At 61.7% G+C, this 23764-nt stretch carries 16 protein-coding genes; 5 read left to right on the forward strand and 11 right to left on the reverse strand.

What is annotated here, in order from left to right; all coding sequences use genetic code 11:
- Positions 1–49: 49 nt before the first annotated feature.
- Positions 50–799: a tetratricopeptide repeat protein gene (locus E4P00_RS14515; protein WP_248131835.1), complete on the reverse strand. Its 750-nt coding sequence runs from the start codon at positions 797–799 to the stop codon at positions 50–52.
- A 1-nt stretch (position 800) separates the two neighbouring features.
- On the reverse strand, positions 801–1481 hold the full coding sequence (locus tag E4P00_RS14520) for a Fe2+-dependent dioxygenase (RefSeq protein WP_248131837.1): 681 nt from the start codon (positions 1479–1481) through the stop codon (positions 801–803).
- Positions 1482–1686: 205 nt separating this feature from the next.
- Here E4P00_RS14520 and E4P00_RS14525 point away from each other — a divergent pair, with 205 nt between their 5' ends.
- Positions 1687–3972 (forward strand): TonB-dependent siderophore receptor, encoded by a 2286-nt coding sequence (locus tag E4P00_RS14525; protein ID WP_148853454.1) that lies wholly within the window; start codon positions 1687–1689, stop codon positions 3970–3972.
- A 137-nt stretch (positions 3973–4109) separates the two neighbouring features.
- The gene (locus tag E4P00_RS14530; RefSeq protein WP_248131839.1) at positions 4110–6635 is read left to right on the forward strand and encodes a sulfite reductase flavoprotein subunit alpha; all 2526 of its coding nucleotides are present in this window, start codon (positions 4110–4112) and stop codon (positions 6633–6635) included.
- Positions 6636–6704: 69 nt separating this feature from the next.
- Here E4P00_RS14530 and E4P00_RS14535 read toward each other — a convergent pair whose 3' ends face one another.
- The 4 genes from E4P00_RS14535 to ptsP form a co-directional block, all read right to left on the reverse strand.
- Positions 6705–8246 carry an alkaline phosphatase D family protein gene (locus E4P00_RS14535; RefSeq protein WP_032877824.1) on the reverse strand — a complete coding sequence of 514 codons (1542 nt, stop codon included), beginning with the start codon at positions 8244–8246 and terminating at the stop codon, positions 6705–6707.
- Between the two features lie 131 nt (positions 8247–8377).
- Positions 8378–10096, reverse strand: a complete 1719-nt coding sequence (locus E4P00_RS14540) for a PTS fructose-like transporter subunit IIB (RefSeq protein ID WP_248131841.1) — start codon at positions 10094–10096, stop codon at positions 8378–8380.
- Positions 10097–10107: 11 nt separating this feature from the next.
- Positions 10108–11028 carry a 1-phosphofructokinase gene (gene pfkB / locus E4P00_RS14545; RefSeq protein ID WP_032877826.1) on the reverse strand — a complete coding sequence of 307 codons (921 nt, stop codon included), beginning with the start codon at positions 11026–11028 and terminating at the stop codon, positions 10108–10110.
- Positions 11029–13887 carry a phosphoenolpyruvate--protein phosphotransferase gene (gene ptsP / locus E4P00_RS14550; protein WP_248131843.1) on the reverse strand — a complete coding sequence of 953 codons (2859 nt, stop codon included), beginning with the start codon at positions 13885–13887 and terminating at the stop codon, positions 11029–11031.
- Positions 13888–14180: 293 nt separating this feature from the next.
- Between ptsP and cra the strand changes: the two genes are divergently transcribed.
- Together cra and E4P00_RS14560 are read left to right on the forward strand one after the other, a co-directional pair.
- Entirely contained in the window at positions 14181–15176 is a 996-nt protein-coding gene (gene cra, locus E4P00_RS14555) for a catabolite repressor/activator (protein WP_032877829.1), read from the forward strand.
- Between the two features lie 2 nt (positions 15177–15178).
- Positions 15179–15955, forward strand: coding sequence for a TatD family hydrolase (locus tag E4P00_RS14560; RefSeq protein ID WP_248131845.1), 777 nt, complete (start codon positions 15179–15181; stop codon positions 15953–15955).
- Here E4P00_RS14560 and E4P00_RS14565 read toward each other — a convergent pair.
- From E4P00_RS14565 to E4P00_RS14585, 5 genes are all read right to left on the reverse strand, one after another.
- Positions 15902–16330, reverse strand: coding sequence for a hypothetical protein (locus E4P00_RS14565; RefSeq protein WP_078820269.1), 429 nt, complete (start codon positions 16328–16330; stop codon positions 15902–15904). The two genes, E4P00_RS14560 and E4P00_RS14565, sit on opposite strands and share 54 nt — an antisense overlap.
- A gap of 125 nt (positions 16331–16455) precedes the next feature.
- Complete coding sequence (locus tag E4P00_RS14570) at positions 16456–18486, reverse strand: methyl-accepting chemotaxis protein (RefSeq protein ID WP_248131847.1); 2031 nt, start codon at positions 18484–18486, stop codon at positions 16456–16458.
- Positions 18487–18999: 513 nt separating this feature from the next.
- Entirely contained in the window at positions 19000–19836 is an 837-nt protein-coding gene (ampE, locus tag E4P00_RS14575; protein ID WP_248131849.1) for a regulatory signaling modulator protein AmpE, read from the reverse strand.
- Positions 19833–20396: a 1,6-anhydro-N-acetylmuramyl-L-alanine amidase AmpD gene (gene ampD, locus E4P00_RS14580; protein ID WP_078820266.1), complete on the reverse strand. Its 564-nt coding sequence runs from the start codon at positions 20394–20396 to the stop codon at positions 19833–19835. The genes ampE and ampD overlap by 4 nt, the downstream gene beginning before the upstream one ends.
- A 61-nt stretch (positions 20397–20457) precedes the next feature.
- Positions 20458–22611 (reverse strand): DUF1631 domain-containing protein, encoded by a 2154-nt coding sequence (locus E4P00_RS14585; protein ID WP_248131852.1) that lies wholly within the window; start codon positions 22609–22611, stop codon positions 20458–20460.
- 245 nt (positions 22612–22856) lie between these two features.
- Between E4P00_RS14585 and nadC the strand changes: the two genes are divergently transcribed.
- Positions 22857–23705 carry a carboxylating nicotinate-nucleotide diphosphorylase gene (gene nadC, locus E4P00_RS14590; protein ID WP_248131854.1) on the forward strand — a complete coding sequence of 283 codons (849 nt, stop codon included), beginning with the start codon at positions 22857–22859 and terminating at the stop codon, positions 23703–23705.
- The last annotated feature ends 59 nt before the right edge of the window (positions 23706–23764 follow it).

The raw sequence follows: 23764 nt of genomic DNA on the forward strand, positions 1-23764 counted from the left end.
GAACGCCGCATATAAAAAACCCATGACAAGTCATGGGTTTTTTTTGGCTTCAGGAAAAGGTCGCGGCACGCTGTTGATAGGCATTGGCCATCGCGCGAATCTGCGGCTCATTGGCCAGCGCCAGCGCCTTGTGCGCCGTTCGCAGGAATTTGAGATTCCCATGCGCCAACGCCTTGCGCAGCCACTCCAGCGCAGCGTCGATTTGGCCTCTGTGCGCCAGCACCGCCGCATAACTGAACTGCCCCCGAAAATCCCCGGCTTCGGCGGAGCGCCGGTACCATTCAACGGCTGCCTCAAGATCCTTGGGGCAATACTGCCCATCTTCCAGATAACGCCCCAACAGATTCATCGACTTGGCGTGGCCCTGCTCTGCCGCCTGGCGATAAAGCGTCAGCGCCTGGGCCTGGTCTTGCACAACGCCACGGCCGGTCGCCAGCAGGTTGGCGTAGTTGTACTGGCCCCAATCCAGGCCGGTCTCTGCTGCCAGCCGGTATTGCCGCGCAGCTGCCGCTTCATCGACGGCGCAACCCCAACCATGCTCCAGGCAACGCCCGGCCATATTGCGCGCCATCACGTGCCCGCCCTGCGCCGCAATCTGGAACCAGCGCAGCGCCAGCGCTTCATCGCGTGCAATACCGCGCCCTTCCAGCAGGATCTGCCCGAGCAACGCCTGGGCATCGACCACGCCTTCCTTGGCTGCGATCAGGATCGCCTGGGCGACGCGCACCGGGGAATCATCAAGCATGGACTGCAATTGCTCGACGTTGAGCACTTCCTGGCGACGCAATAAAAAGCCCATCTCAGACCTCGACCCAGCGGCGCAGGAGGTTGTGATAGGTGCCGGTGAGCTGGATCAGCGCCGGGTGCTCGGGCACGTCGCGGCTCAGTTGCTGGATGGCGTCGTCCATTTCGAACAGCAAGGTGCGCTGGCTGTCTTCGCGCACCAGGCTTTGGGTCCAGAAGAACGAGGCATAGCGAGCACCACGGGTCACGGCGTTGACTTTATGCAGGCTGGAGCCGGGGTACAGCACCAGATCGCCGGCGGGGAGCTTGACCCGTTGCAGGCCGAAGGTGTCCTGGATCTCCAGTTCGCCGCCGTCGTACTCGTTGGGATCGCTGAAGAACAGCGTGGACGACAGGTCGGTGCGCACGCGCTCGTGGCTGCCTTTGGGCTGGCGCACCGCATTGTCGATATGGAAGTCAAAACTGCCACCTGCGGTATAGCAGTTGATCAGCGGCGGGAAGACTTTGTGCGGCAGCGCCGCCGACATGAACAGCGGGTTGCTCCACAACCGCTCCAGCATGGCTGCGCCGATCTCCTTGGCCAATGGGTGGCCTTCGGGCAATTGCAGGTTGTGCTTGGCTTTGGCGGACTGATGCCCGGCAGTGATTTTGCCATCGGCCCATTCAGCCTCTTCCAGGGCTTGGCGAATGCGCAGCACCTCCTCGCGAGAGAACAGGCCGGGAATGTGCAGCAACATGAGGCAATACCTGCGATCAGAGAGGCGCCAATGGTATTGATTCTTATCCGCCCTGTAAAACCCGGGGACGAACGAGAACGCAAAATCCGTAACGAAAAAGTGTAAAGAATGTAAATTCGATGCGAATAGCAATATCTCTCAATTGATACAAAGTCTTGTTGGCCCTATATTCCGCGGCCTCACATCCTTGGGGAAGGGACACGTCATGTCGCGCACTACGCTAATAACAACCGCCAGTTCACCACGTATGCTGGCCTCGGCCATCGGCGTTGCCCTCAGCGCCAGCTCTGCCGCCCACCTGGCGCAGGCAGCAGAAAACACCGAGCAAAAAGGCGAGCGCAACCCTATCTCCCTCGGCGCCACCAACATTACCGGCCAGGACCAGGACAACACCTCCTATCAGGTGGAAAAAGCCTCGTCGCAGAAATACACCGCGCCGCTGGTGGACACACCGCGTTCGGTCACCGTGGTGCCGCAACAAGTACTCAAGGACACTGCCGCCACGTCGTTGCAGGACGCCTTGCGCACCGTACCGGGCATTACCTTCGGCGCCGGTGAAGGCGGCAACCCCCAAGGCGATCGCCCGTTCATTCGTGGTTTTGATGCCCAAGGCGACACTTACCTGGACGGCGTGCGCGACACCGGCGGCCAGAGCCGCGAGATCTTCGATATCGAGTCCATCGAAGTCAGCAAGGGCCCGAACTCCTCGTTCGGCGGCCGTGGTTCGGCCGGTGGTAGCCTCAACCTGGTGAGCAAAACCCCACAAGCACGTGACTTCACCAACGGCGGCTTTACCTACGGCTCCGACCAGACCCGCCGCTACGTGCTCGACGTGAACCGCCAGTTCCTCGACGACAGCGCCGCCTTCCGCCTGAACCTGATGAGCCACGAACAAAACGTGGCAGGCCGCGATGCGGTGAACTACGACCGCTGGGGTGTAGCCCCGTCGCTGACGTTCGGCCTGGGCACGCCGACCCGCGTCAACCTCAGCTATTACCATATGGAAAGCGATGACCTGCCGGATTCGGGGATTCCGTATGGTTATGGCTCCTCGACCGCCACCGCCCACGCGCACGACAAACCCAACGACGGCGGCGACAGCAACAATTTCTACGGTTTGAAAAGCCGCGACTTCCGCAAGACCCGCGCCGACATCAGCACGTTCTCCATCGAGCACGACCTGAACGACAACATGACGCTGAAAAATACCCTGCGCCATGGCAGCACCGGCCAGGACTATGTGCTGACACAACCGGACGACAGCAAACTCAACGTCAACAAGTTCGGCACCGTATGGCGTCGTGCCAATAGCCGTGTTTCCACGACCACCACAACCACCAACCAGACCGACCTGTTTGGCAGCTTCCAGGCGCTGGGCTTCAAGCACAGCTACTCCACCGGCCTGGAATTCACCGGTGAAGAAACGCGTGTCAGCGGCTATACCGTCAGCCCCAACGCCAACCCGGTGTGCAACCCGGCCAAGGGCAGCCTGGGCGGCCAGTGCACCTCACTGAGCAACCCGAACCCGGACGACGCCTGGAACGGCAGTGTTGCGCGCAACTACATGGGCACCAACACCAAGGCCACCAGCCGCGCCGCCTATGTGTTCGACACCATCGAGCTGGATCCGAAATGGCTGCTGAACGTGGGCCTGCGTTACGACACCTTCGATACCGAGGCCAACAGCAACGCCGTGGCCGGACGCTCCAAGATCAAGGACGACAGCCAGTTCTTCAACTGGCAGGCCGGCCTGGTGTGGAAGCCGCTGGAGAACGGCAGCATCTACGCTTCCTACGCGACCTCGGCCACGCCTGCCGGCGGCCTGATCGGCGAAGGCTCCGACGGCAACCCACTGTCAGCCGGTGCCGCCACCAGCGACTTGCAGCCCGAAGAAACCGTCAACTATGAACTGGGCACCAAGTGGGACCTGTTCCACGATCGCCTGTCTCTGACCGCAGCTATCTTCCGCACCGAGAAGAAAAACACCCGCATCCTGGTGGACGCTCTCACCTACCAGAACGCCGGTGAATCTCAGGTCGACGGCATCGAGTTGTCCGCCAGCGGCAAGATCACAGATAAATGGCAGTTGTTTGCGGGCTACAGCTACCTGGACAGCGAGCTGGTCAAATCCGGCCTGAACGGGCGTAACGGTGTAGTGAGTGCCGGCTCCAACAAAGGCAACCAGATGCCCAACACGCCGAAGAACTCCTTCAGCCTGTGGACCACCTACGACATCACGCCCAAGCTGACCATCGGCGGCGGCGCCTTTTATGTCGATCAGGTTTACGGCGATGTCGGCAACACCGTGTACGTACCCTCCTACACTCGCTACGACGCCATGGCCAGCTACAAGCTGACCAAGAACGTCGACCTGCAACTTAACGTGCAGAACCTGACCGACAAGACCTACTACGACAAGGCCTTCTCCACTCACTTCGCCAACCAGGCGGCCGGTCGTACCGCCCTGTTGACCACCAGCTTCCACTTCTAAACGCAGTCAATGCTCCGACCCAAGGCCCCACGCATCGGATGCGTGGGGCTTTTGTGTGTAAAACAGAATTTTTCTCGATAACCCACGGCATAATGCGCGCCGTGACATCGATATCCAGATCAGCGAGGCGCTCCAACGTGTTGAAGAAAACCCTGTTTCAGTTGCACTGGTTCTTCGGCATCACTGCCGGGCTGGTGCTGGCCTTGATGGGGATCACCGGGGCTGCGTACTCGTTCCAGGATGAAATCCTGCGGGCCCTCAACCCCACGGTATTGAACGTACAGAAACGCGAAGCCGGCGTACTGCCGCCTGCCGAGCTGGTGCGCAAGCTGGAGGCCACCGAAGGCAAGAGCGTCGCGATGCTGTGGGTGGAAAGCGACAGCGGCAATGCCGGCCGGGTGTCCTTCACCCCGCCACCGGGGGAGCGTCGTGGCCAGATGCGCTACTTCGACCCGTACACCGGCGACTACCTGGGCGACGCCGTCGGCCAGGATGTATTCGGCTTTATCCTGCAACTGCACCGCTTCCTCGCCATCGGCGACACTGGGCGCAATATCACGGGCGCCTGCACCCTGATCCTGGTGTTTTTCTGCCTCTCTGGTTTGTACCTGCGCTGGCCGCGCCAGGTAAAAAGCTGGCGCGTGTGGCTGACCCTGGACTGGCGCAAAAAGGGCCGCAGCTTCAACTGGGACCTGCACTCGGTGTTCGGCACCTGGTGCCTGCTGTTCTATCTGCTGGCGGCACTGACCGGGCTGTATTGGTCCTACGACTGGTACAACCAGGGCGTGACCAAACTGCTCTCCGATGCGCCGCAGAACGAGCGGATGCGTAAACGCGGCCCGCCGCCCCCGGGCCCTGCCCCGGTGGCCAACTACGAGGCGATCTGGAGCAGCATCTACAGCAACGCCGGCCCCGACCTGAGTGCCTACAATATCCGTATGCCGGCCGTCGCCGGGCAACCGGCCACCGTGTACTACCTGCTCAAGGATTCACCCCATGACCGTGCGCTGAACCAGATCAACCTGGACCCGGCCACCGGTGAGGTCAAATCCCATGACCGCTATGCCAGCAAGAGCCTCAAGGCTCAACTGCTGACCAGCGTCTATGCGTTGCACACTGGGAGTTATTTCGGCCTGATCGGGCGCATCGTGCTCACCGTCAGCTCGCTGCTCATGCCCCTGTTTTTCATCACTGGCTGGCTGTTGTACCTCGACCGTCGTCGCAAGAAACGCCAGGTACGCGAAGCCCGCAAAGGTTTGAGTGCCCCTCACAGCGATGCGCCGGCCTGGCTGATCGGGTTTGCCAGCCAAAGCGGCTTTGCCGAACAGTTGGCCTGGCAGACTGCCGGGCAATTGCAGGCCGCCGGCGTTGCGGTCAAGGTGCAGCCCCTGGGCAGCGTCAGCCGCGACGACCTCAGCCAATCACAACATGCGCTGTTTGTGGTCAGCACCTTCGGCGACGGCGAAGCCCCCGACAGCGCCCGTGGTTTCGAGCGCAGCGTGCTCGGCCAGGACCTGCCCCTCAAAGGCTTGAACTACTCGGTACTGGCCCTGGGTGATCGGCAGTATGAACACTTCTGTGGCTTCGCCCGGCGCCTGCATTTCTGGCTGACCAACCAGGGCGGCAACCCGCTGTTTGCCCCGGTGGAAGTCGACAGCGGCGACGCAGTGGCCTTGCACACCTGGCAACAGCAACTGGGCCAGCTCACCGGTCACGCATCCGCGGCGGCCTGGCAGGCAGACCCGTACGAAAACTGGACGTTGAGCCAACGCCGCCTGCTCAACCCCGGCAGCGTGGGGGCCGATGTCTACCTGCTAGGTCTCACTCCACCTTCGCCTCAGAGCTGGCTCGCCGGTGACTTGGTGGAGGTCTTGCCGCGCAATTGTCCGTGGGCCGTGGAGCATTTCCTCGACGGCCTCGGCCTGGCCGGCAGTGACGGCGTGTTGATCGACGGCTTGGCACAAACGCTCGATCAAGCCCTGGCCAACCGTCAACTGCCGGACAACCGTGCACACCTGGTCGGCTTGCATGCCCAAGCCCTGGTGGACGCACTGGTGCCCCTGGGTATGCGCGAATATTCCATCGCCTCGATTGCCGGCGACGGCGTGCTGGAACTGATCGTGCGCCAGGAACGCCACCCCGACGGCAGCCTGGGCCTGGGCTCCGGCTGGCTGACCGAACACGCCGCCATCGGTTCGGGTATCAGCCTGCGCCTGCGCCGCAACAGTGCCTTCCACCTGCCGGACGCTCCCGTGCCGTTGATCCTGCTGGGCAACGGCACCGGCCTTGCGGGCCTGCGCAGCCTGCTCAAGGCGCGTATTGCCGATGGCCAGCAGCGTAACTGGTTGCTGTTTGGCGAGCGCCATATCGCCCACGATTATCTGTGCCAGGACGAACTGCAAGGCTGGCTGGCCAGTGGCGACCTGGCGCTGCTGGACCTGGCGTTTTCGCGGGACCAGGAAGAGAAGATCTACGTACAGGATCGCCTGCGCGAATCGGCAGATGTGTTGCGCAAATGGCTGGCGGACGGCGCGGCGATTTATGTGTGCGGCAGTTTGCAAGGGATGGCGACGGGGGTGGATCAGGCGTTGGTGGATATCCTGGGCAGTGAGGCGGTGGAGCGCTTGATTGAACAGGGCCGCTATCGCCGGGATGTCTACTGACCCGTCAGGCAATGAAGATCAATTGTGGGAGGGGGCTTGCTCCCTCCCACAGTTTTAACTGCATTCCAATCAGGCAGGTTGCAGTTTTTGCTCAAACACCGAAACGCCATCGAGATCGCGCAAAATGACGGTCAACTCCCCCGTCTGCCCATCAATCTGCACTTCACCAAAAAACTGAAAGCCAGCAAACGGCGAGGTGTTTTGCGCAGGCGGCGCTTTCTCGAACACCACTTGCGGGCCAAAGGTTTTATCCAACGGATTCGGCCCGAAGCTGCCGGCATTCAGCGGCCCTGCCACAAACTCCCAAAACGGCTCGAAATCCTGGAACGCCGCCCGGTCCGGGTGGTAGTGGTGCGCCGCGCAGTAGTGCACATCGGCCGTCAGCCACACATGGTTGCGCACCTTCTGCGCACGCAGAAAGCCAAGCAGTTCGGCAATCTCCAGCTCACGCCCTTGCGCCGGGCCGGGGTCGCCATTGGCGATGGCTTCCCAACGCGCCACGCCGGGGCTGACTTCACCGTCGGGCACGCCCAGGCCAATCGGCATGTCGGCGGCGATCACCTTCCATTGCGCCTGCGACGCCTTGAGTTCGCGCTTGAGCCAGTCCAGTTGCTGGCGACCGAGGAAGGGTTTTTCGCCGCCCAGGTTGTCATCATTCGGCCCACGATAGCTGCGCATATCCAGCACAAACACGTCCAGCAGCGGCCCGTAACTGAGCTTGCGATAAATACGCCCGCCGCCGTCGGCACTCTGGCGGCGCATCGGTGAATATTCCAGCCAGGCCTGCCGCGCACGGCCGACCAGGGTATTGATGTCGCGGGTCTGGTAACGCTCATCCAGTTGCTTGCTGGAGGACCAGTTATTGATCACCTCATGATCGTCCCACTGCCAGATCTGCGGCACTTGGGCATTGAAGCGGCGCACGTTTTCATCCAGCAGGTTGTAGCGGTAATTGCCGCGATACTCATCGAGGGTTTCCGCCACTTTGCTCTTGGCCTCGGTGGTGATGTTGCGCCAGATACGTCCGCCTTCGGTGGTCAACTGCGCGGGCACCGGGCCGTCGGCGTAGATGGTGTCGCCGCTGTGGATAAAAAAGTCTGGCAGGCGCAGGCGCATGGCTTCGTAGATACGCATACCGCCAATCTCCGGGTTGATGCCGAAGCCTTGGCCAACGGTGTCGCCGCTCCATACAAAGCGGATATCGCGACGCTGTTGCGGCTCGCTGCGCAAGTGACCGAACCAGGGCTCGCTGGCGACACCGGTCTGGGCGTCTTCGAAGTGAACACGGTAGAAGATCGACTGATCGACCGGCAAACCGGTGAGCTCGACACGGGCAGTAAAGTCGCTGCGGCTGTCGGCCAGCGGGGAAACCAATCGGCGGGGGTTGCTGAACACACTGCGCGTATCCCACTCCACCACCATCTTCGCGGGGCGGTCGCTGCGGCTCCAGATCATCGCACGGTCGCCGAGCAGGTCGCCCGATTGCACGCCATCCGTGAGTTGCGGCCGGTCCTTCACCGAAGCGATCACCGCCGGGGCCAGGCCCGGCAACAACAGGCCGGCGCCCACGGCTTGCATCACGCGGCGGCGGCCGAGATCGAAGTGGCTCATGCAGGTGCCCTCTTGAGTATCAAAAGGGCCACTAAAGCATGATGGGATGAAACGAAGATGACACCGGCCTTACAAACAATGGAGATCCAAATGTGGGAGGGGGCTTGCTCCCTCCCACATTCTGAATCCCATCAGCCCCTGGCAGCAGTGACCGTCAGCTCCACGGCTTCCGGTCGCTTGAGCAGCGCATACACCAACCCCGTCAACACACTGCCCGCCACAATCGCCAGCAAGTACAACAACGCGTGGTTCATCGCATTCGGAATCACCAGCACAAACAACCCGCCATGGGGCGCGGCCAACTTGCAGCCGAAGTACATCGACAGCGCACCGGTCAGCGCGCCACCGGCGATGCTGGCCGGGATCACGCGCAGCGGGTCTTTGGCCGCGAACGGGATCGCGCCTTCGGAGATAAAGCACAGGCCCAGGATCATCGCGGCCTTGCCGGCTTCGCGTTCAGTCTGGGCGAACTTGCGCCGAGCCAATAACGTAGCGATGCCCATGCCAATCGGCGGCACCATGCCGGCAGCCATGGTCGCGGCCATCGGTGCGCCGCTCGACGCCGCCAGCAGGCCGACAGAAAACGCATACGCCGCCTTGTTGATCGGCCCGCCCAAATCCACGCACATCATGCCGCCGAGCAAAATGCCCAGCAGCACTGCGTTGGTAGTGCCCATGGTGCTGAGAAAATCGGTGAGACCCGTCAGCAAACGTGCGACCGGCGGGCCCACCAGGGAGATCATCACCAGGCCGGTGAACAGGCTGGCCAGCAACGGGATGATCAGGATCGGCTTGAGCGCCTCCAGGCTCTGGGGCAATTGCACCGCACGGCTGATCAGCTTGACGCAGTAACCCGCGACGAAACCGGCCAGGATGCCGCCGATAAACCCAGCCCCCAGCGTCCCCGCCAGCAAGCCGCCGATCATGCCCGGCGCCAGGCCAGGACGGTCGGCGATCGAGTAGGCGATGTAGCCCGCCAGCAGCGGTACCATCAGCAGGAATGCCTGGTCACCGACGCTTTTCAGCGCCGCTGCCAAGGTGCCTGGCTGTTCGAAAGCATGGATGCCGAACACAAATGACAAGGCGATCAACAAGCCCCCCGCCACCACCATCGGCAACATGTACGACACGCCAGTGAGCAGGTGCTTGTAGACCCCGGTTTTCTCCGACTTGGCCGGCGCGCCACTGCCGGCGTTTTCCACCGCGCCTTCAGCCAGGGCTTTGTTAAGGATGGCTTCGGATTGCTTGAGGGCGATGCCGGTGCCACAGCGGTAAATTTTCTTGCCGGCAAAACGCTCGGTGGCGACTTCAATATCCGCCGCCAGCAACACCACGTCGGCCTCGGCGATGGCTTGCGGGCTCAGCGGTGTGCGGGCGCCGACCGAGCCTTGGGTCTCGACCTGCAAGTCGTAGCCCAAGCGCTTGGCGGTCTGCTGCAAGGCTTCGGCGGCCATGAAGGTGTGGGCTACCCCGGTCGGGCACGCAGTAATCGCGACGATACGCGGCGCATTCTTCGCCGATACCGGGGCGTCACTGGCGACATACACCTGGGCCTCTTCAGCGCCCCTGCGCAATACGCCTTCGACATCCGCCAGCGCCTGGGCCGGTGTGGTCTGGAACACGCGTTTGCCGACAAAACGCTGCATATCCACCGGCGTACTGCTGACCAGCAGTACCCACTCGGCATCATCGATCGTGGCTTGGGACAACTGACGTTCCGGGCGCTGCACATCAACGACCTCGACACTGGTGTGCAAGCCCATGCGCTGGGCGGCGGCGTCCAACAAGCGGGCGCACAGCACACTGGTGACCATGCCGTTGGGGCAGGCGGTAACAATGGCTAACTTCATCACAAACCCTCTTATTGTTCTGTCAGCGCGCGTACATCGACGCCGCTTTCCAGGCGCGCCAACTGCGCGTCATCGCTGATGCCAAAACCGATCTGAGTGACGGCCATCGCGGCAATCGCAGTGGCGCGGCGCAAAGTGTGCTCAGGCGTATCGCCACTGAGCAAACCGTGAAGCATCCCGGCCAGTAGCGAGTCGCCAGCGCCCACGGTACTGGCCACCGTCACCTTGGGCGGCGTGGCGTGTAGAGCCGCGCCTGGGCGGTACCAGGTCACGCCTGCGGCGCCGTCGGAGACCACCACATGCTCGACGCCTTGCTGATGCAGTCGGCTGATCGCATCGGTGGCATTATCCAGGGCCTCTGCCAGCTCTTCGGTATTGGGTTTGACCAGCCACGGGCCAGCCTGCAAACCAGCGCGCAACGCTTCACCACTGGTGTCCAGGGCGACTTTCAAACCGAGGTCTTTCAACTGACCCAACAGTGCTTGAAACCACTGCGGGCTGACGCCGCGCGGCAAGCTACCGGCCACCACCACCGCATCGAATTGCGCACCCTTCTTCGCGATCATCTCAAGCAGCGCTGTTTGCGCCGCTTCACTCACCAGCGGCCCCGGCGCATTGATATCGGTGACACGTCCGTCCTGTTCGGCAATCTTGATATTGCTGCGGGTTTCGCCCGGCACGCGGACGAACGCATCGCCAAACCCGCGGCTGGCGATCAGCGCGTCGAAAGCCTGAGGGTTCGCGTCACCGAGAAACCCTCCAACGCTGACGTGGTGGCCCAGGTCGGCCAGCACCTGCGCCACATTCACGCCCTTGCCGGCCGCGTGGGTCAACATCGCCTCACTGCGATTGACTGCACCGGGCTCCAGGCGCGCCAGGCGCACCGTCAGGTCCAACGCCGGGTTCAGCGTCAGGGTCAGAATCTTCGCCATCTACACGGCCTCCACTAGGGCACGCACTTGCGCGGGCGAACCCACCGCCAGTGCTTGTTGCGCCAGGCCCTGGGCCTCGCTCAGACTGAATTCGCGCACCCGCGCCTTCACTTCAGCAATGCTGCGGGCCGACACGCTCAACTCATCCACCCCCAGGCCGACCAGCACCGGCACCGCCAGCGGGTCCGCCGCCAACTCGCCGCATACGCCGACCCATTTGCCATGGGCATGGGCGGCGCGCACGGTGATGTCGATCAGTTGCAAGACCGCTGGGTGCAAGCCATCGGCCTGGGCCGACAGGGTCGGGTGGCCGCGGTCGATGGCCAGGGTGTACTGGGTCAGGTCGTTGGTGCCGACGCTGAAGAAGTCGACTTCCTTGGCCAGTACCGGCGCCAGCAAGGCGGCTGACGGCACTTCGATCATGATGCCCAGTTGCAAATCAGCGACCGGGATTTCCAGGCGCAGGCGCTCGGTCATGTCGCGGGCGGCGCGCCATTCATCCACGCTGCCGACCATGGGGAACATGATGCGCAGCGGCCGGTTATCCGCCGAGCGCAGCAGTGCCCGCAATTGCGCTTCCATGATCTGCGGGCGTTGCAAGGTCAGGCGAATGCCGCGCACGCCAAGGAAGGGGTTTTCTTCCTGGGCGATGGGCCAATAGGGCAAGGGCTTGTCGCCGCCCACATCGAGGGTGCGCACCACCAGCGGGCGACCGCCGAGTCCATCGAGGACGCGGCGGTACTCGGCTTCCTGGGTAGCCTCGTCCGGCGCCTGAGGGTGGGCCATGAAAATCAGTTCGGTGCGCAGCAGGCCAATGCCTTCGGCGCCCTGCTCCACCGCACTCGCCACACCGGCGCTTTCACCGATATTGGCGAACACTTCCACGGCGTGACCGTCACGGGTCAGCGCCGGCTCGTGGCGTTGAGCCGAGGCAGCTTGCAAGCGTTGTTCGCGGGTGTCGCGCTCCACGGTGGCGCGTTGCAGGGTGGCGGCGTCCGGGTCGACATGCAGGCGACCGCGCTGGCCGTCGAGCAGCAGTGGAGTACCGGCGCTCAGCAGCAGCACCGCAGCACCAGCACCGACCAAGGCGGGAATCCCCAGGGCGCGCGCGACGATGGCGCTGTGAGCGGTGGCACCACCGCGGGCAGTCAGAATGCCGGCTACGCGGGCCGGGTCCAGGCGCGCAACGTCCGAGGGGCCGACTTCATCCATCACCAGAATGTAGGGCTCGCTGGGTTCCTGGACGGTTTCGACGCCGCACAACTGCGCCAGCACGCGACGGCCGATGTCACGCAGGTCAGCGGCGCGCTCGGCCAGCAAGGCGTCCTGCAAGGCTTCCTGCTGCTTGGCGGCGGCTTCGATCACGCTCATCCACGCAGCTTCCGCGCTTTCGCCTTGCTTGAGGCGGGGATCGACTTCGTCGGTCAGCTCCGGGTCGTCGAGCATCTCCTGATGGGTAATGAAAATCTCGCGGATGGCCTTGGCCTGGCTGCGCTCGATCAGGCCCTGGATATCCTTACGCACATCGCCCAGGGCGGTGTGCAGGCGCTGGCGTTCGATAGCGGCAGACTCACCGCGCAGGGGGTAATCGAACAGCTGTGGAATCTGGATATGCGCCGGGCCGATGGCGATGCCCGGCGCGGCGGCGATGGCCTGGATCTGGCTGCCGCTCGATGGCGCGCTGAGCACCGGCTCGATATCCACAGGAGCAGGCTGGGCGCTCAGGGCCGGCAATGGTTCGACCTCTTCGCCAAGGCCCTCTTCGACCGCGGCCAACAGTGCAGGCAGTGCATCGCCGGCAATCGTCGGCTCGGCGACAAACTCCAGCACCTGGCCACGACGCGCACCGAGGCTGAGCAACTTGCTCAAACTTTTGACCGATACCGCGCCCACCGGTCCATCAACGATGCGCACGCGGATATCGCCATCAAAACTTTTCGCCAGTTGCGCAAGGATCTTGGCTGGGCGTGCGTGCAGGCCGTGGGCGTTGGCCAGGCTGATGCGGGCGCTGGGCCAGTCTGGCGGCAATTCGCCGCCCAGCACTTCCAGCACCGCACGGCTGCTGGTGGCACGCCCCAATTCCTGGCCGCGCCCTTCAATCAACAGGGCACACAAGCGTTCAAGCAAGGTTTGGTGGGCTTCGCCCAGGCTCGCCAGGCAGAACAGGCCGTGCAGCGGCTGGCCGAGGTAGCGCATGGGTTTGTCCGGCGTGACAAACGCCAGGCCCGGGCGCTTGACCGTCTGTTCGCTGTGCAACCACCACAGGCCATCGCCCAGGGGCAACGCGTCGACCTGTTGCAACACCGCAGCAAAACCATTGCTCACGCAGTCGGCCTGGCGCAGCAGGCGCGCCCCCCTCCATACCAACTCTTCAAAATCATCGGCAGACACGCCCAGGCTGATCATCTGCGCATCCAGCGCCAGTTCCTGGGGCGCACCTTGCAACAGCTTCAACAACGCTTCGGCGCTGCCGGCACGGCGCAACGCCTGGCCGAGGTCGGTTTCACCGAGGGCACGGGTCAGCAGTTGCAGCAAGCGCAGGTGTTCGTCGGATTTGGCGGCGATGCCAATCGCCAGGTAGACGATCTGGCCATCGCCCCAGTCCACCCCTTCGGGGAACTGCAGCAGGCGCACACCCGTGGTGAACACCTGGTCGCGGGTCTCTGGCGTACCGTGGGGAATGGCAATGCCCTGGCCGAGAAAGGTCGAACCCTGGGCTTCACGGGCTTGCAGGCCGCTCAGATACCCCTCGGCAACCAGGCCATCGGCCACCAGTTTGTCAGCGAGCAGGTGCAAGGCAGCAGATTTATCCACAGCCACCTGGCCCATGGATATCTGCTCTACAGTGAGCTCAAGCATGCCGTTCTCCTAGTTAGTGCGATGTGCGCACTAGGTATTGTTTTGAATAAATCAGCGCGGGACGTTCAAAAATAACTGACTGAGTGGTCAATTGGCAGTAGCCACTCAGCGGCGAACATCGTAAAAATACGCTTGCTGAAACGTTTAATCTAGAATTTATGGCAGATTACGCGTTAATTGCGCAAGCTTGAAGCACCACTCGGCACCTGTCGCGGGACATTGGTCGTATGCTGGAATCGGTTACGATTGGACAAAATGTCGGGGCACGCTCTAAAAAACAAGGAAATCCCGGTTTGAAACTCAGTGATATTGCACGTCTGGCCGGTGTGTCCGTGACCACCGCCAGCTATGTCATCAATGGCAAGGCCGAACAGCAGCGCATCAGCAACGCAACCGTTGAGCGTGTGCGTGCCGTGGTCCAGGCCCATGGTTTTACTCCCAACCCTCAAGCCGCCGGGCTGCGCAGCCGGCATACGCGCACCCTGGGGTTCATCCTGCCAGACCTGGAAAACCCCAGCTACGCACGCATTGCCAAGCTGTTGGAGCAAGGCGCCCGGGCACGGGGCTATCAGTTGCTGATTGCCAGCTCCGATGACGAAGCCGACAGCGAACGCCAACTGCTGCAACTGTTCCGTGCGCGGCGTTGCGATGCGTTGTTCGTCGCCAGTTGCCTGCCGGCCAGCGATGACAGCTATCGCGACTTGCAAGCCAAGGGGTTGCCGGTGATTGCCATCGACCGGGTGATGGAGCCTGACCAGTTCTGCTCAGTGGTCAGCGATGATCACCAGGCCTGTCAGCAACTCACCAGCAGCCTGCTGCAACCGCTGCCCAAGCAAATCGCGCTGATCGGCGCACGTCCCGAGCTGAGCATCAGCCAGGAACGTACTGCGGGTTTTCGTGAAGCGCTGCAAGACTTCACCGGCGAAGTGATCATCGAACAGGGCGAAGCCTTCAGCCGTGACTGTGGCCGACAGCTGATGGAGCAACTGCTGCAGCGCCTGGGGCATTTGCCTGACGCGCTGGTGACTACCTCCTACGTGCTGCTGCAAGGCGTGTTCGATGCGCTGCATGACTTCCCGCTCCGGTCGCGGCCGCTACGCCTGGGCACCTTTGGCGACACCCAACTGTTGGACTTCCTGCCGCTGCCAGTCAACGCCATGGCCCAGCAACATCAACTGATCGCCGAGACAGCTCTGCGCCTGGCCCTGGCGGCCATTGAAGAAGAACAGTACCAACCGGGTGTGCATGCGATTGGCCGCACGTTCAAGCAGCGCATTCACGAGGTCTGAACGTGGAGCTGATCGACACCCACACCCACCTGGACTTTGCGGACTTCGATCACGACCGCCCGCAAGTCCTCGCCCATAGCCGTGAACTCGGGGTACGGCGTCTGGTGGTACTGGGGGTGTATCAGAAAAACTGGCAGCGGCTGTGGGATCTGGTGCAGCAGGACGACGGTTTGTTCGCTGCCTTTGGTTTGCACCCGGTGTATCTCGATGAGCATCGCCCTGCCGACCTGCTGGAGCTGGGTGACTGGTTGACGCGCTTGCACGGCCATCGGCAACTCTGCGCCGTGGGCGAAATCGGTCTGGATTACTTCCTTGAGCACCTGGATCGCGAGCGCCAGCAAAGCCTGTTCGAAGCCCAGCTGAAACTCGCGGCGGATTTCCAACTCCCCGCCTTGCTGCATGTACGCCGCAGCCACGCCGTCGTGATTGCCACGCTCAAGCGCATCCGTCTACCGAGGGGCGGGATCATTCATGCGTTCGCCGGCAGCATTGAAGAGGCCCGCGAGTACATCAAACTGGGTTTCAAACTCGGTCTGGGCGGCGCCGCCACTTGGCCCCAGGCCCTGCGCATGCACAAGGTACTGGCACAATTGCCCCTTGAAGCCGTGGTACTGGAAACCGATTCGCCGGACATGGCCCCGGCCATGTATCCCAACCAGCGCAATAGCCCGCAGCACCTGCCGGATATCTGCACCGCCCTGGCTGAGCGTATGGGCATCAGCCCTTTATTGCTGGGTGAGACGAGCACACGCAATGCGTGCGAGCTGTTCAACTGGTAGCGGGCTGATGACCTGCAAGTTCAAGGTCATCCTTTGCCGATAACGGGCATAGCGCACGACCAGCAGATGAATCAACACCGCGACCAGCGAAATGTTCAACTGCCCGATCACGCTGAGCAGCCCCAACCACTCTGCGAACAACGCCATCAGCAAGGTCGCGCACGTCAGCATGATCATGCCGGGCCGCACCAGCGCCCACTGGTCCAGGGCGCGAAACTGACGCAACTGCTTGTGGCAGCACAACTGCAGGCCCGAGTGGCAGTACGCACAGTCAAACGGTACTTCCATGGCGATGGCGTTCAGTTGCCAAGGCTTGAGTTCAAACGTCATGTTGCACTGAGCACAATGCCCTTTGATGCCGATTGCAGCGGCCATCGTCGTATCCCCTCGTGACCGTGACTGATGAAACAAATTCTCACCCATTCACGTCGCGATAAAACACAGCCCGGCAAATCAGGACAAATGCCACGTGATTCATGGCCCAGTCCCACAGAAAGTTCTTACACCCGAAACGCGCCAATCAATTGCTTCAACTCAATGACCTGCGCCGACAACTGCCGGCTGGCCGCTTCGGTCTGTTGGGCGCCTTGCGCTGCATGTTCACCGGCGCGGTTGATTTGGACAATATTCTGGTCGATGTCGTGAGCGACCGCCGTTTGCTGCTCCACGGCAGCGGCGATCTGCTGGTTCTGGTCAACAATCATGCCTACGGCACCGAGGATATTTTCCAGGGCGTGCTGGACCTTTTCCGACTGCCCTACCGTGCCACTCGCCATTTCATGGCTACTGCCCATCGCCTTTACCGCTGCGCCGACGCCGCTGTGCAAGCGGCTGATCATTTGTTCGATTTCTCCGGTGGAATGCTGAGTACGCCGGGCCAGAGTGCGCACCTCATCGGCCACTACGGCAAAACCGCGTCCTTGCTCACCGGCACGCGCAGCTTCGATGGCCGCGTTGAGCGCCAGCAAATTGGTTTGCTCGGCGATGCTCTTGATCACCTCCAATACGCTGCTGATGGACTGGCTATCGGCCGCCAACTGATTGATCACCCGCACCGACTCATCGATCTCTAAAGCCAGGCGTGCGATGCCGCTTTGTTGAGATTGCACCAGCGCCCGCCCGCTGACGGTTTCATCATTGACGCTCTGTGCACTGTTGACCGCCGCCGCCGCGCTGCGCGCTACCTCCTGCGCGGTGGCGGACATCTGGTTCATCGCCGTTGCCACTTGTTCGATCTGGCTGCGCTGGCCGGATACCGCCTGGTTACTCTGTGCCGAAACCGTCTGTACCTGGCTGGCCTGCAACTCGACCTGGCTGACCGTATGCCCGACGCGCTCAATCAGATCGTGGATCTTGGCCACGGTGCCATTGAATACTTGGCCCAGGTCTCCCAGCTCGTCGCGGCTGTGGGCGACGAAAGTGACCGTCATGTCACCGGCCGCGACTTTGTCCATCATCGCCCCCAGGCTGCGCAAGGTAGTGCGGGTGGAGGCAAAGAAACCTGCATACAAGTAGAAGATCAGCGCAAATACCGCCACCAGGGCCGCGACCAGCAACACCATGTGCAGGCGGTTTTGCGTCAGACGCTGCTCCAGTTGCTGGCCGATGAACGCTAAGGTGGCGTCATCGAGTTGATAGGTCTTGGCCATCAGTTGACTGACGTCGCCGTAAAAACCTTGCCAAGGTGTATCCAGGGTCTCGGCCATCACCACCTGTTCTTCGAACAACTCACTGCCTTGCTTGAGGCTGGCCTGGCTGGCTTGCGCCAAGCTATCGAGTGCTGCATGCGCGGCGTTGCTGGCGCCCAGCGCGTCCTGCAGCTTCAAGCCGTATTCGCCCTGGAGCTTTTCCACCTGCTGCAGTAACTCGTCAAAGCGCGTACTGGAGGAGGAATTGATAAAGCCCTGGCCCAGAGAATACGCGCCCATCGCGCGGCCCTCACCGAGTAGTTGGGTGACCTGTGGGGTGACCGCAGTGACCAGGTCGCTGAGTTGGCGCAGGTCACTCTGCGCATCACCGCTCAAGCCGGCTTGGCTGGCGATGATTTGGCTGAGCATCTGGGCCTGGTTGAGTAACTTGCCGATCAACGCCGCTTTGTTGAGCAACGAGGTTTCCTGTTGCTGCGCCTTGAACGCAGCGATCAGCTCGTCGCGCTTGTTTTCAAAAACCTCGACTTGCTCGGGCTGCGTCGCCATGGCGTGGAACCCCTGCAACCGCTCCAGCACACGTTGCTCCAGGGCAGTAATCTGCGCTTCAAGATCAGCCGCCTTGCCGGACTGTCCGAGGATGACGTTGATCTGCACCTGGTTGTTGAGCGTTTCCAACTCACGGCGCAATGCCAGGCTGCTGCCAAGCAGGTCGAGACTTTGCAGTTCGATACGGGTGCCCTGAAATTCGCGCCACGAGTCACGCACCAGGTAATAGTTGGTCGCCAGCATCGGCAGCAGGAACAGCACGCTGATCAGGCTGAACTTCATGCCGAAGCTCAGGCGGTTCATCAGCGCAACGGCAGGATAGAGCAAGCTCATCACAGGTGATCTCCCCTTCTTTTATTGTTATTGAGGCGCAGGGCGGCGGCAGATAGCCACTATTTGGCGCTCTGTCTGTATAGCTCAATTCGAAGGGAAGTTTTGTAACGTAAGGTTAACGGCAGATCCGGAGAGCACATGTAGGAGGGCTTGCCCCCGTAACCACGATGCGAAGCGAGCCGCTCTTGATCTTGATCTGCTTTTGATCTTGATCTTAAGCGCCCCGTCAAACCACGCTGGCCGGAATTCGACAGGGATTTGGGGGGTAAACCGGCAGGGATGCCGGTTTAGCCGCCACGCACACCCGTCAACCATGTGTCCGGTCCGTACAGGCTCTTTCCAAAGTGACCCGCTGTAAAAGCGGAACCAATAGCAGCCGTTACCCAAACAACGGATATGTACTCGGTCTGATCCAGCACCCTGGTCGGCCCGGAGGCCGCCATCGGGAGCAAGCCCCCTCCCACACGATGTGTAAATCCCGGTGGTCATCGGGGACAAGCCCACCTCCCACAGTATTCAGGGCAATACAGTCCAGATGGCAAACCCGGCATACCACAACACCGCCGCACGCAGCAGCAGCTCCCACAACCGATCCAGGCTGTTGATGCCGTCGGCCCCCACCACTGGAGGAGGGATTTCAGCCGCGGCCAGCCCGACCTTTTCCATCAACTGCGCCGCGCTGATGTCCCAGCTCAGCAGTTCGTGGAGCATCACCCGACTGACCCCGACAAAGTTGCCCACCAAAGCAAAGCTCGCCGCCAACAGGCGTACCGGCAACCAGTCAAACGCGTGACGCAACTGCGCGGCACGTTCGGCCACCAAGGGGTTCTGGCTATGTTCGCTGGCCAGCGCCAACAGCCGGTAGGCCAAAGCCGCCACCGGGCCCAGCAGGAAATACCAGAAAATCACCGCAAAAAAGCTCTGGTACGCCTGCCACAACAGATAGCCCTGGACCCGCTCCAGCAATTGCTCGCCACTGTCGGCGCCAAGCTTCAAGTCGCGCTCGGCCACATGCTCGGCGGCTTGCAGGTCACCACGCCGCCAGGCATCACGGAATGGCCCCAGCCCTGCCAATAAATCACCACGGCCCAGGCTATAGATCACCACCAGCATGTGCACAGGTAACGCCAACAGGCCATAGACCACCGGCTCCAGTACCAACAACAACAGCGCCAGCAACGCTACCGGCAGCAGCACCAGCAGCGTCAGGATCAGCCAGGGTCGCTTGCCCATACGCGGGCTCGACTCCAGCTTGGCCAGCTCACGCAGCCATCCACCGTCACGCTGCAACCGCAGGCGCAAGGCCGAGAACTTCTCGATCCACACCGCCAGCACCAACACCAGGAAACTCATTGTTCGTGTCCTCCATCCTGCAGGGCGCCGAGAAAGCGCGCCCAATCAAAAGCGGGGCCCGGGTCAGTCTTGCGCCCCGGGGCGATATCGCTGTGACCACAAATACGTTGGCGAGTGATCTTTGGGTAAGCCTTGAGCAACTGGCGCGTCAGCTCGGTCAGCACCGCGTACTGGGCATCGGTGAACGGCAGTTCGTCTGTGCCTTCCAGTTCGATCCCCAGCGAGAAATCATTGCACACCTCGCGCCCCTCGAAGCTGGAAATACCGGCGTGCCAGGCCCGGTCCCGGCACGAGACAAATTGCGTCACAGTGCCGTCACGTTCAATCAGAAAATGCGCAGACACGCGTAGGTGGTCGATACCGGCAAAGTAGGGATGCTCTGAAACATCCAGACGATTCTGAAAAAACTCTTGCACCTTGCCCGTGGCGAACTGCGCTGGAGGCAAGCTGATGTTATGCACCACCAACAGCGAGATTTCGCCTTCAGGGCGCTCGTTGAAATTGGGCGACGGGCAATGACGGATGCCCTGGCACCAACCGCTGGCGGGGTCCAACTGCATACAGGCTCCTGAAATGAGACGAGGTGTTACCAGTATGCCGCGTTCCACCCTGCGGTTGCGATCACTTGCCGCGTTTGAGTTGACGCAGGTCGCCCATCACCGCAGCCAGCGCACGCTCGAACAAAGGGGCATCATCCAGCGTGCGCAGCACACCACGCTTGAACGCATGGGCTAATTGGTCGGTAGTTTTTTCCAGAACCTTGAGCCCGGTGCGGCTGACGAAAATACAGGTATTGGTAGGCGGCATGATTGCCGTCAACTTGCAGCGCAGGGTGTTTTCCTGATCGTGCTGAAACGCTACCCAGGCGCCGATCTGCAACTGCCTGGCCTTGAGCAGGTCGGGGTCATCATCGGGCAGCGGCGCAACGACGGACGGCGCACCGGTGCCAAGCGTGAAGGACTCACGGACTTCGACCAGCACTTCGCCGCCGTCGCCCCCGCGACACTGAACATGCATGGTCTGCAACCGCCGGAAAAATTCACGGGTGCTGAAAGAGTCGAACGCCGCAGCGGCCAAACCGTCACGCAACGCCTTGAGCAACGCGGGTAGTTGCTCAAGCAAATGCCGGCCCGCTTCGGTGTCTTCCCGCAGGCCGACGCTCCAGATCAACTCATCCAGGGTGCGCAGCGCTGCCTGCCATTGCAGCGACTGTCCGCCATGCTTGAGCATGGCCAATAGCAACACCTGGCTCCAGGCTTGCTGGAGGAATTGCACCACAAACTGCGGCAGAACCTTGCCCGCCAGCCTTCGATCAAGCACCTGCGCCACACGTTGGCGGGCAGCCTCGGTATGCAGGCGCTCCTGCTCGGCCTCTCGGGTATGGCGCTCAAGCAACTCGCTGCGCCTGGATTCATCAGCGGTAAACGCGCTGAATTGGGTCAGTAGCTGGGAGAAAATCGCCGGGTCTTCAACAAATTCATTCAATAAACGCTGCACGACCTGCTCGACACACAGGTACAGAGTATCGCGGGAGGCGTCTTCGGGCGGGTTCCAGCCCATGACGGCGCCCGCGATGTCATTGAGCAAGCGTCGCGCCGGATGGCGCGTGCAACTGAACAGGCTCTTGTCCAGCACGGCGACTTTCAACAAGGGGATCTGCAAACGGGCGATCAGGCCCTTGAACGCGTCCGGCACGCTGCTATCACCGAGTATGAACGCGAACAGCATAGCGAACAGATTGATTACATCTTCGTCAGCATCTTCCAGGACCCGCGACTTGCCACTCTTGACGCTGACTCGGGTGAGCAGCTGTTCAAGCTGGTTACGCAGGTCGAAATCGTCTTCAGCCTCGGGCTCGGGGACGTACTGCTGCAAATGCGACAGCAGGCGTAGCAGATCACGGGTGGCAATGGGTTGCGGCTCGGCACTGGCTTCGAGGGTCGGCGCCACGCTGCCACGCACGGCTTGCAGTAACTTCTGCAATGCGCTGAACGCTTGCTGGCCGCTTTGATCGAGCGGCGGGTCGACGATCGGCTGGCTGGCGCGTTGGTGTTCCCGGCTGGCGCGCCCGCCGGGACGACGGGATGGCACGGCCTTGAGTTCAGGCAGTACACCAACGGCGACCAGCAGTTGATTGGCTTCGCCATACAACAGGTCCGCGTCACTGAGCACGTATTTTTCAAAGAGCTTGAGCATGATCAGTTTGACGCGGATTTCCACCCCCAGACTGCGCCCTGCCTGCAGGAAAAACTCACAGAGCAGTGCCGGACCCAGTGGGTTGGTATGGTCATCCAGTCGCCGGCCCAGCAATCGGCTCATGCGCGCGCTTAACTGTCCCAGGGCCAAGCCATCACGATGTCGCACCCGACCGAGCATCGCCTCAAGGGCTACGGCTTTTTCCATATCGTCGGCACTGGTACCGGATACCGCTTCGTAGGACACCACCGGCACCAGGTGCAGATCGCCGCTTCCGGCCTGGCCCAGATTGGCGAAGGCGACAAACAGCTGCTCCATGAACACGCGTTCGAAGTTCTTGCGCTTGAGGCGCAGGTCGCGCATTGCTTCGAAAAAAATATGATGGTCGACGGTGCTTCGGGCCTTGTCAGCCATTTCGAACAGGGTGTCGTCGGCGTTATCGAACAGTTCCTGCAAACCCTGCTGCAATTGTTGCACGGCCTTGTCACGCACCTGCAGCAACACCACCGGCAGGCGCGCGAGCGGCGATGGCGTGGCCTGTGCCCTGTTGATAGGCACCACCTTTCCGTCATTGTGCATCCTGGCCTCCTGAAACGGCGGTGTTGAGAGGGGCAAAGAACGGGGCAGGCACGGCAGTGCGCTGCAAATAAACCGGCTACCACCTCGACGTCAAAGCTATGACGCCAATTGAAAGGCGCGAGATTATCTTGCAAATGAGGGGGGTTGCGCCAGCAAACTCTGCCTTTACGCTGTAAATGAGCGGCGCGCTGGGTTCGAACGCACGCAGCCCCTATAATCCAGGCACTTTGTTTGTGGAGCCTGTTATGCCGAACCTCCGTCTTGCCGACCTCACCGCCGAAATCGAAGCCAACGTGCGCCGCGCACTGCTGGAAGACATCGGCAGTGGCGATATCACCGCGCAGTTGATCCCCGCCGAACGGCTGGCCAAGGCCACGATCATTACCCGCGAAGCGGCTGTTATCGCCGGTACGGCCTGGGTGGATGCGGTATTTCGCCAACAGGACCCACGGGTCGCCGTGCATTGGCAGGTGGCCGACGGTGAACGTGTGAGCCCCAACCAGGCGCTGTTCCACCTTGAAGGCCCGGCACGCTCGCTGCTCACAGGTGAACGCAGTGCGCTGAATTTTTTGCAGATGCTGTCAGGTGTAGCCACCCGAGCGCAGTTCCTCGCGGACTTTGTCGCCAGCACCCAGGTCAAGCTGCTGGACACCCGCAAGACATTACCGGGCCTGCGCCTGGCGCAAAAATACGCGGTCACCTGTGGCGGTTGCCACAATCACCGCATCGGGCTGTATGACGCGTTCCTGATCAAGGAAAACCATATTGCCGCCTGCGGTGGCATTGCCCAGGCGATTACGGCCGCCCACAAGATCGCCCCAGGCAAGCCGGTGGAAATCGAAGTGGAAAACCTGGATGAGTTGCGCGAAGCCCTGGCGGCGGGAGCCGACATCATCATGCTCGATGAACTGAGCCTGGTAGACATGCGCGAGGCCGTGCGCTTGAACGCCGGCAAGGCCAAGCTGGAAGCCAGCGGCGGGGTCAATGAAAGCACCCTGCTGCCTATCGCTGAAACCGGTGTGGACTTCATCTCCATCGGCGCGATGACCAAGGATGTGAAGGCAGTGGATCTGTCGATGCGCCTCAGTATCTGAGTAGTTGCCAGCTGCAAGCTGCAAGAAGGCTGCGAGACAACTTGCCGCTTGCAGCTTGA

This window comes from Pseudomonas sp. B329 (assembly GCF_023127835.1).
Classification (GTDB): Bacteria; Pseudomonadota; Gammaproteobacteria; order Pseudomonadales; family Pseudomonadaceae; genus Aquipseudomonas; species Aquipseudomonas synxantha_A.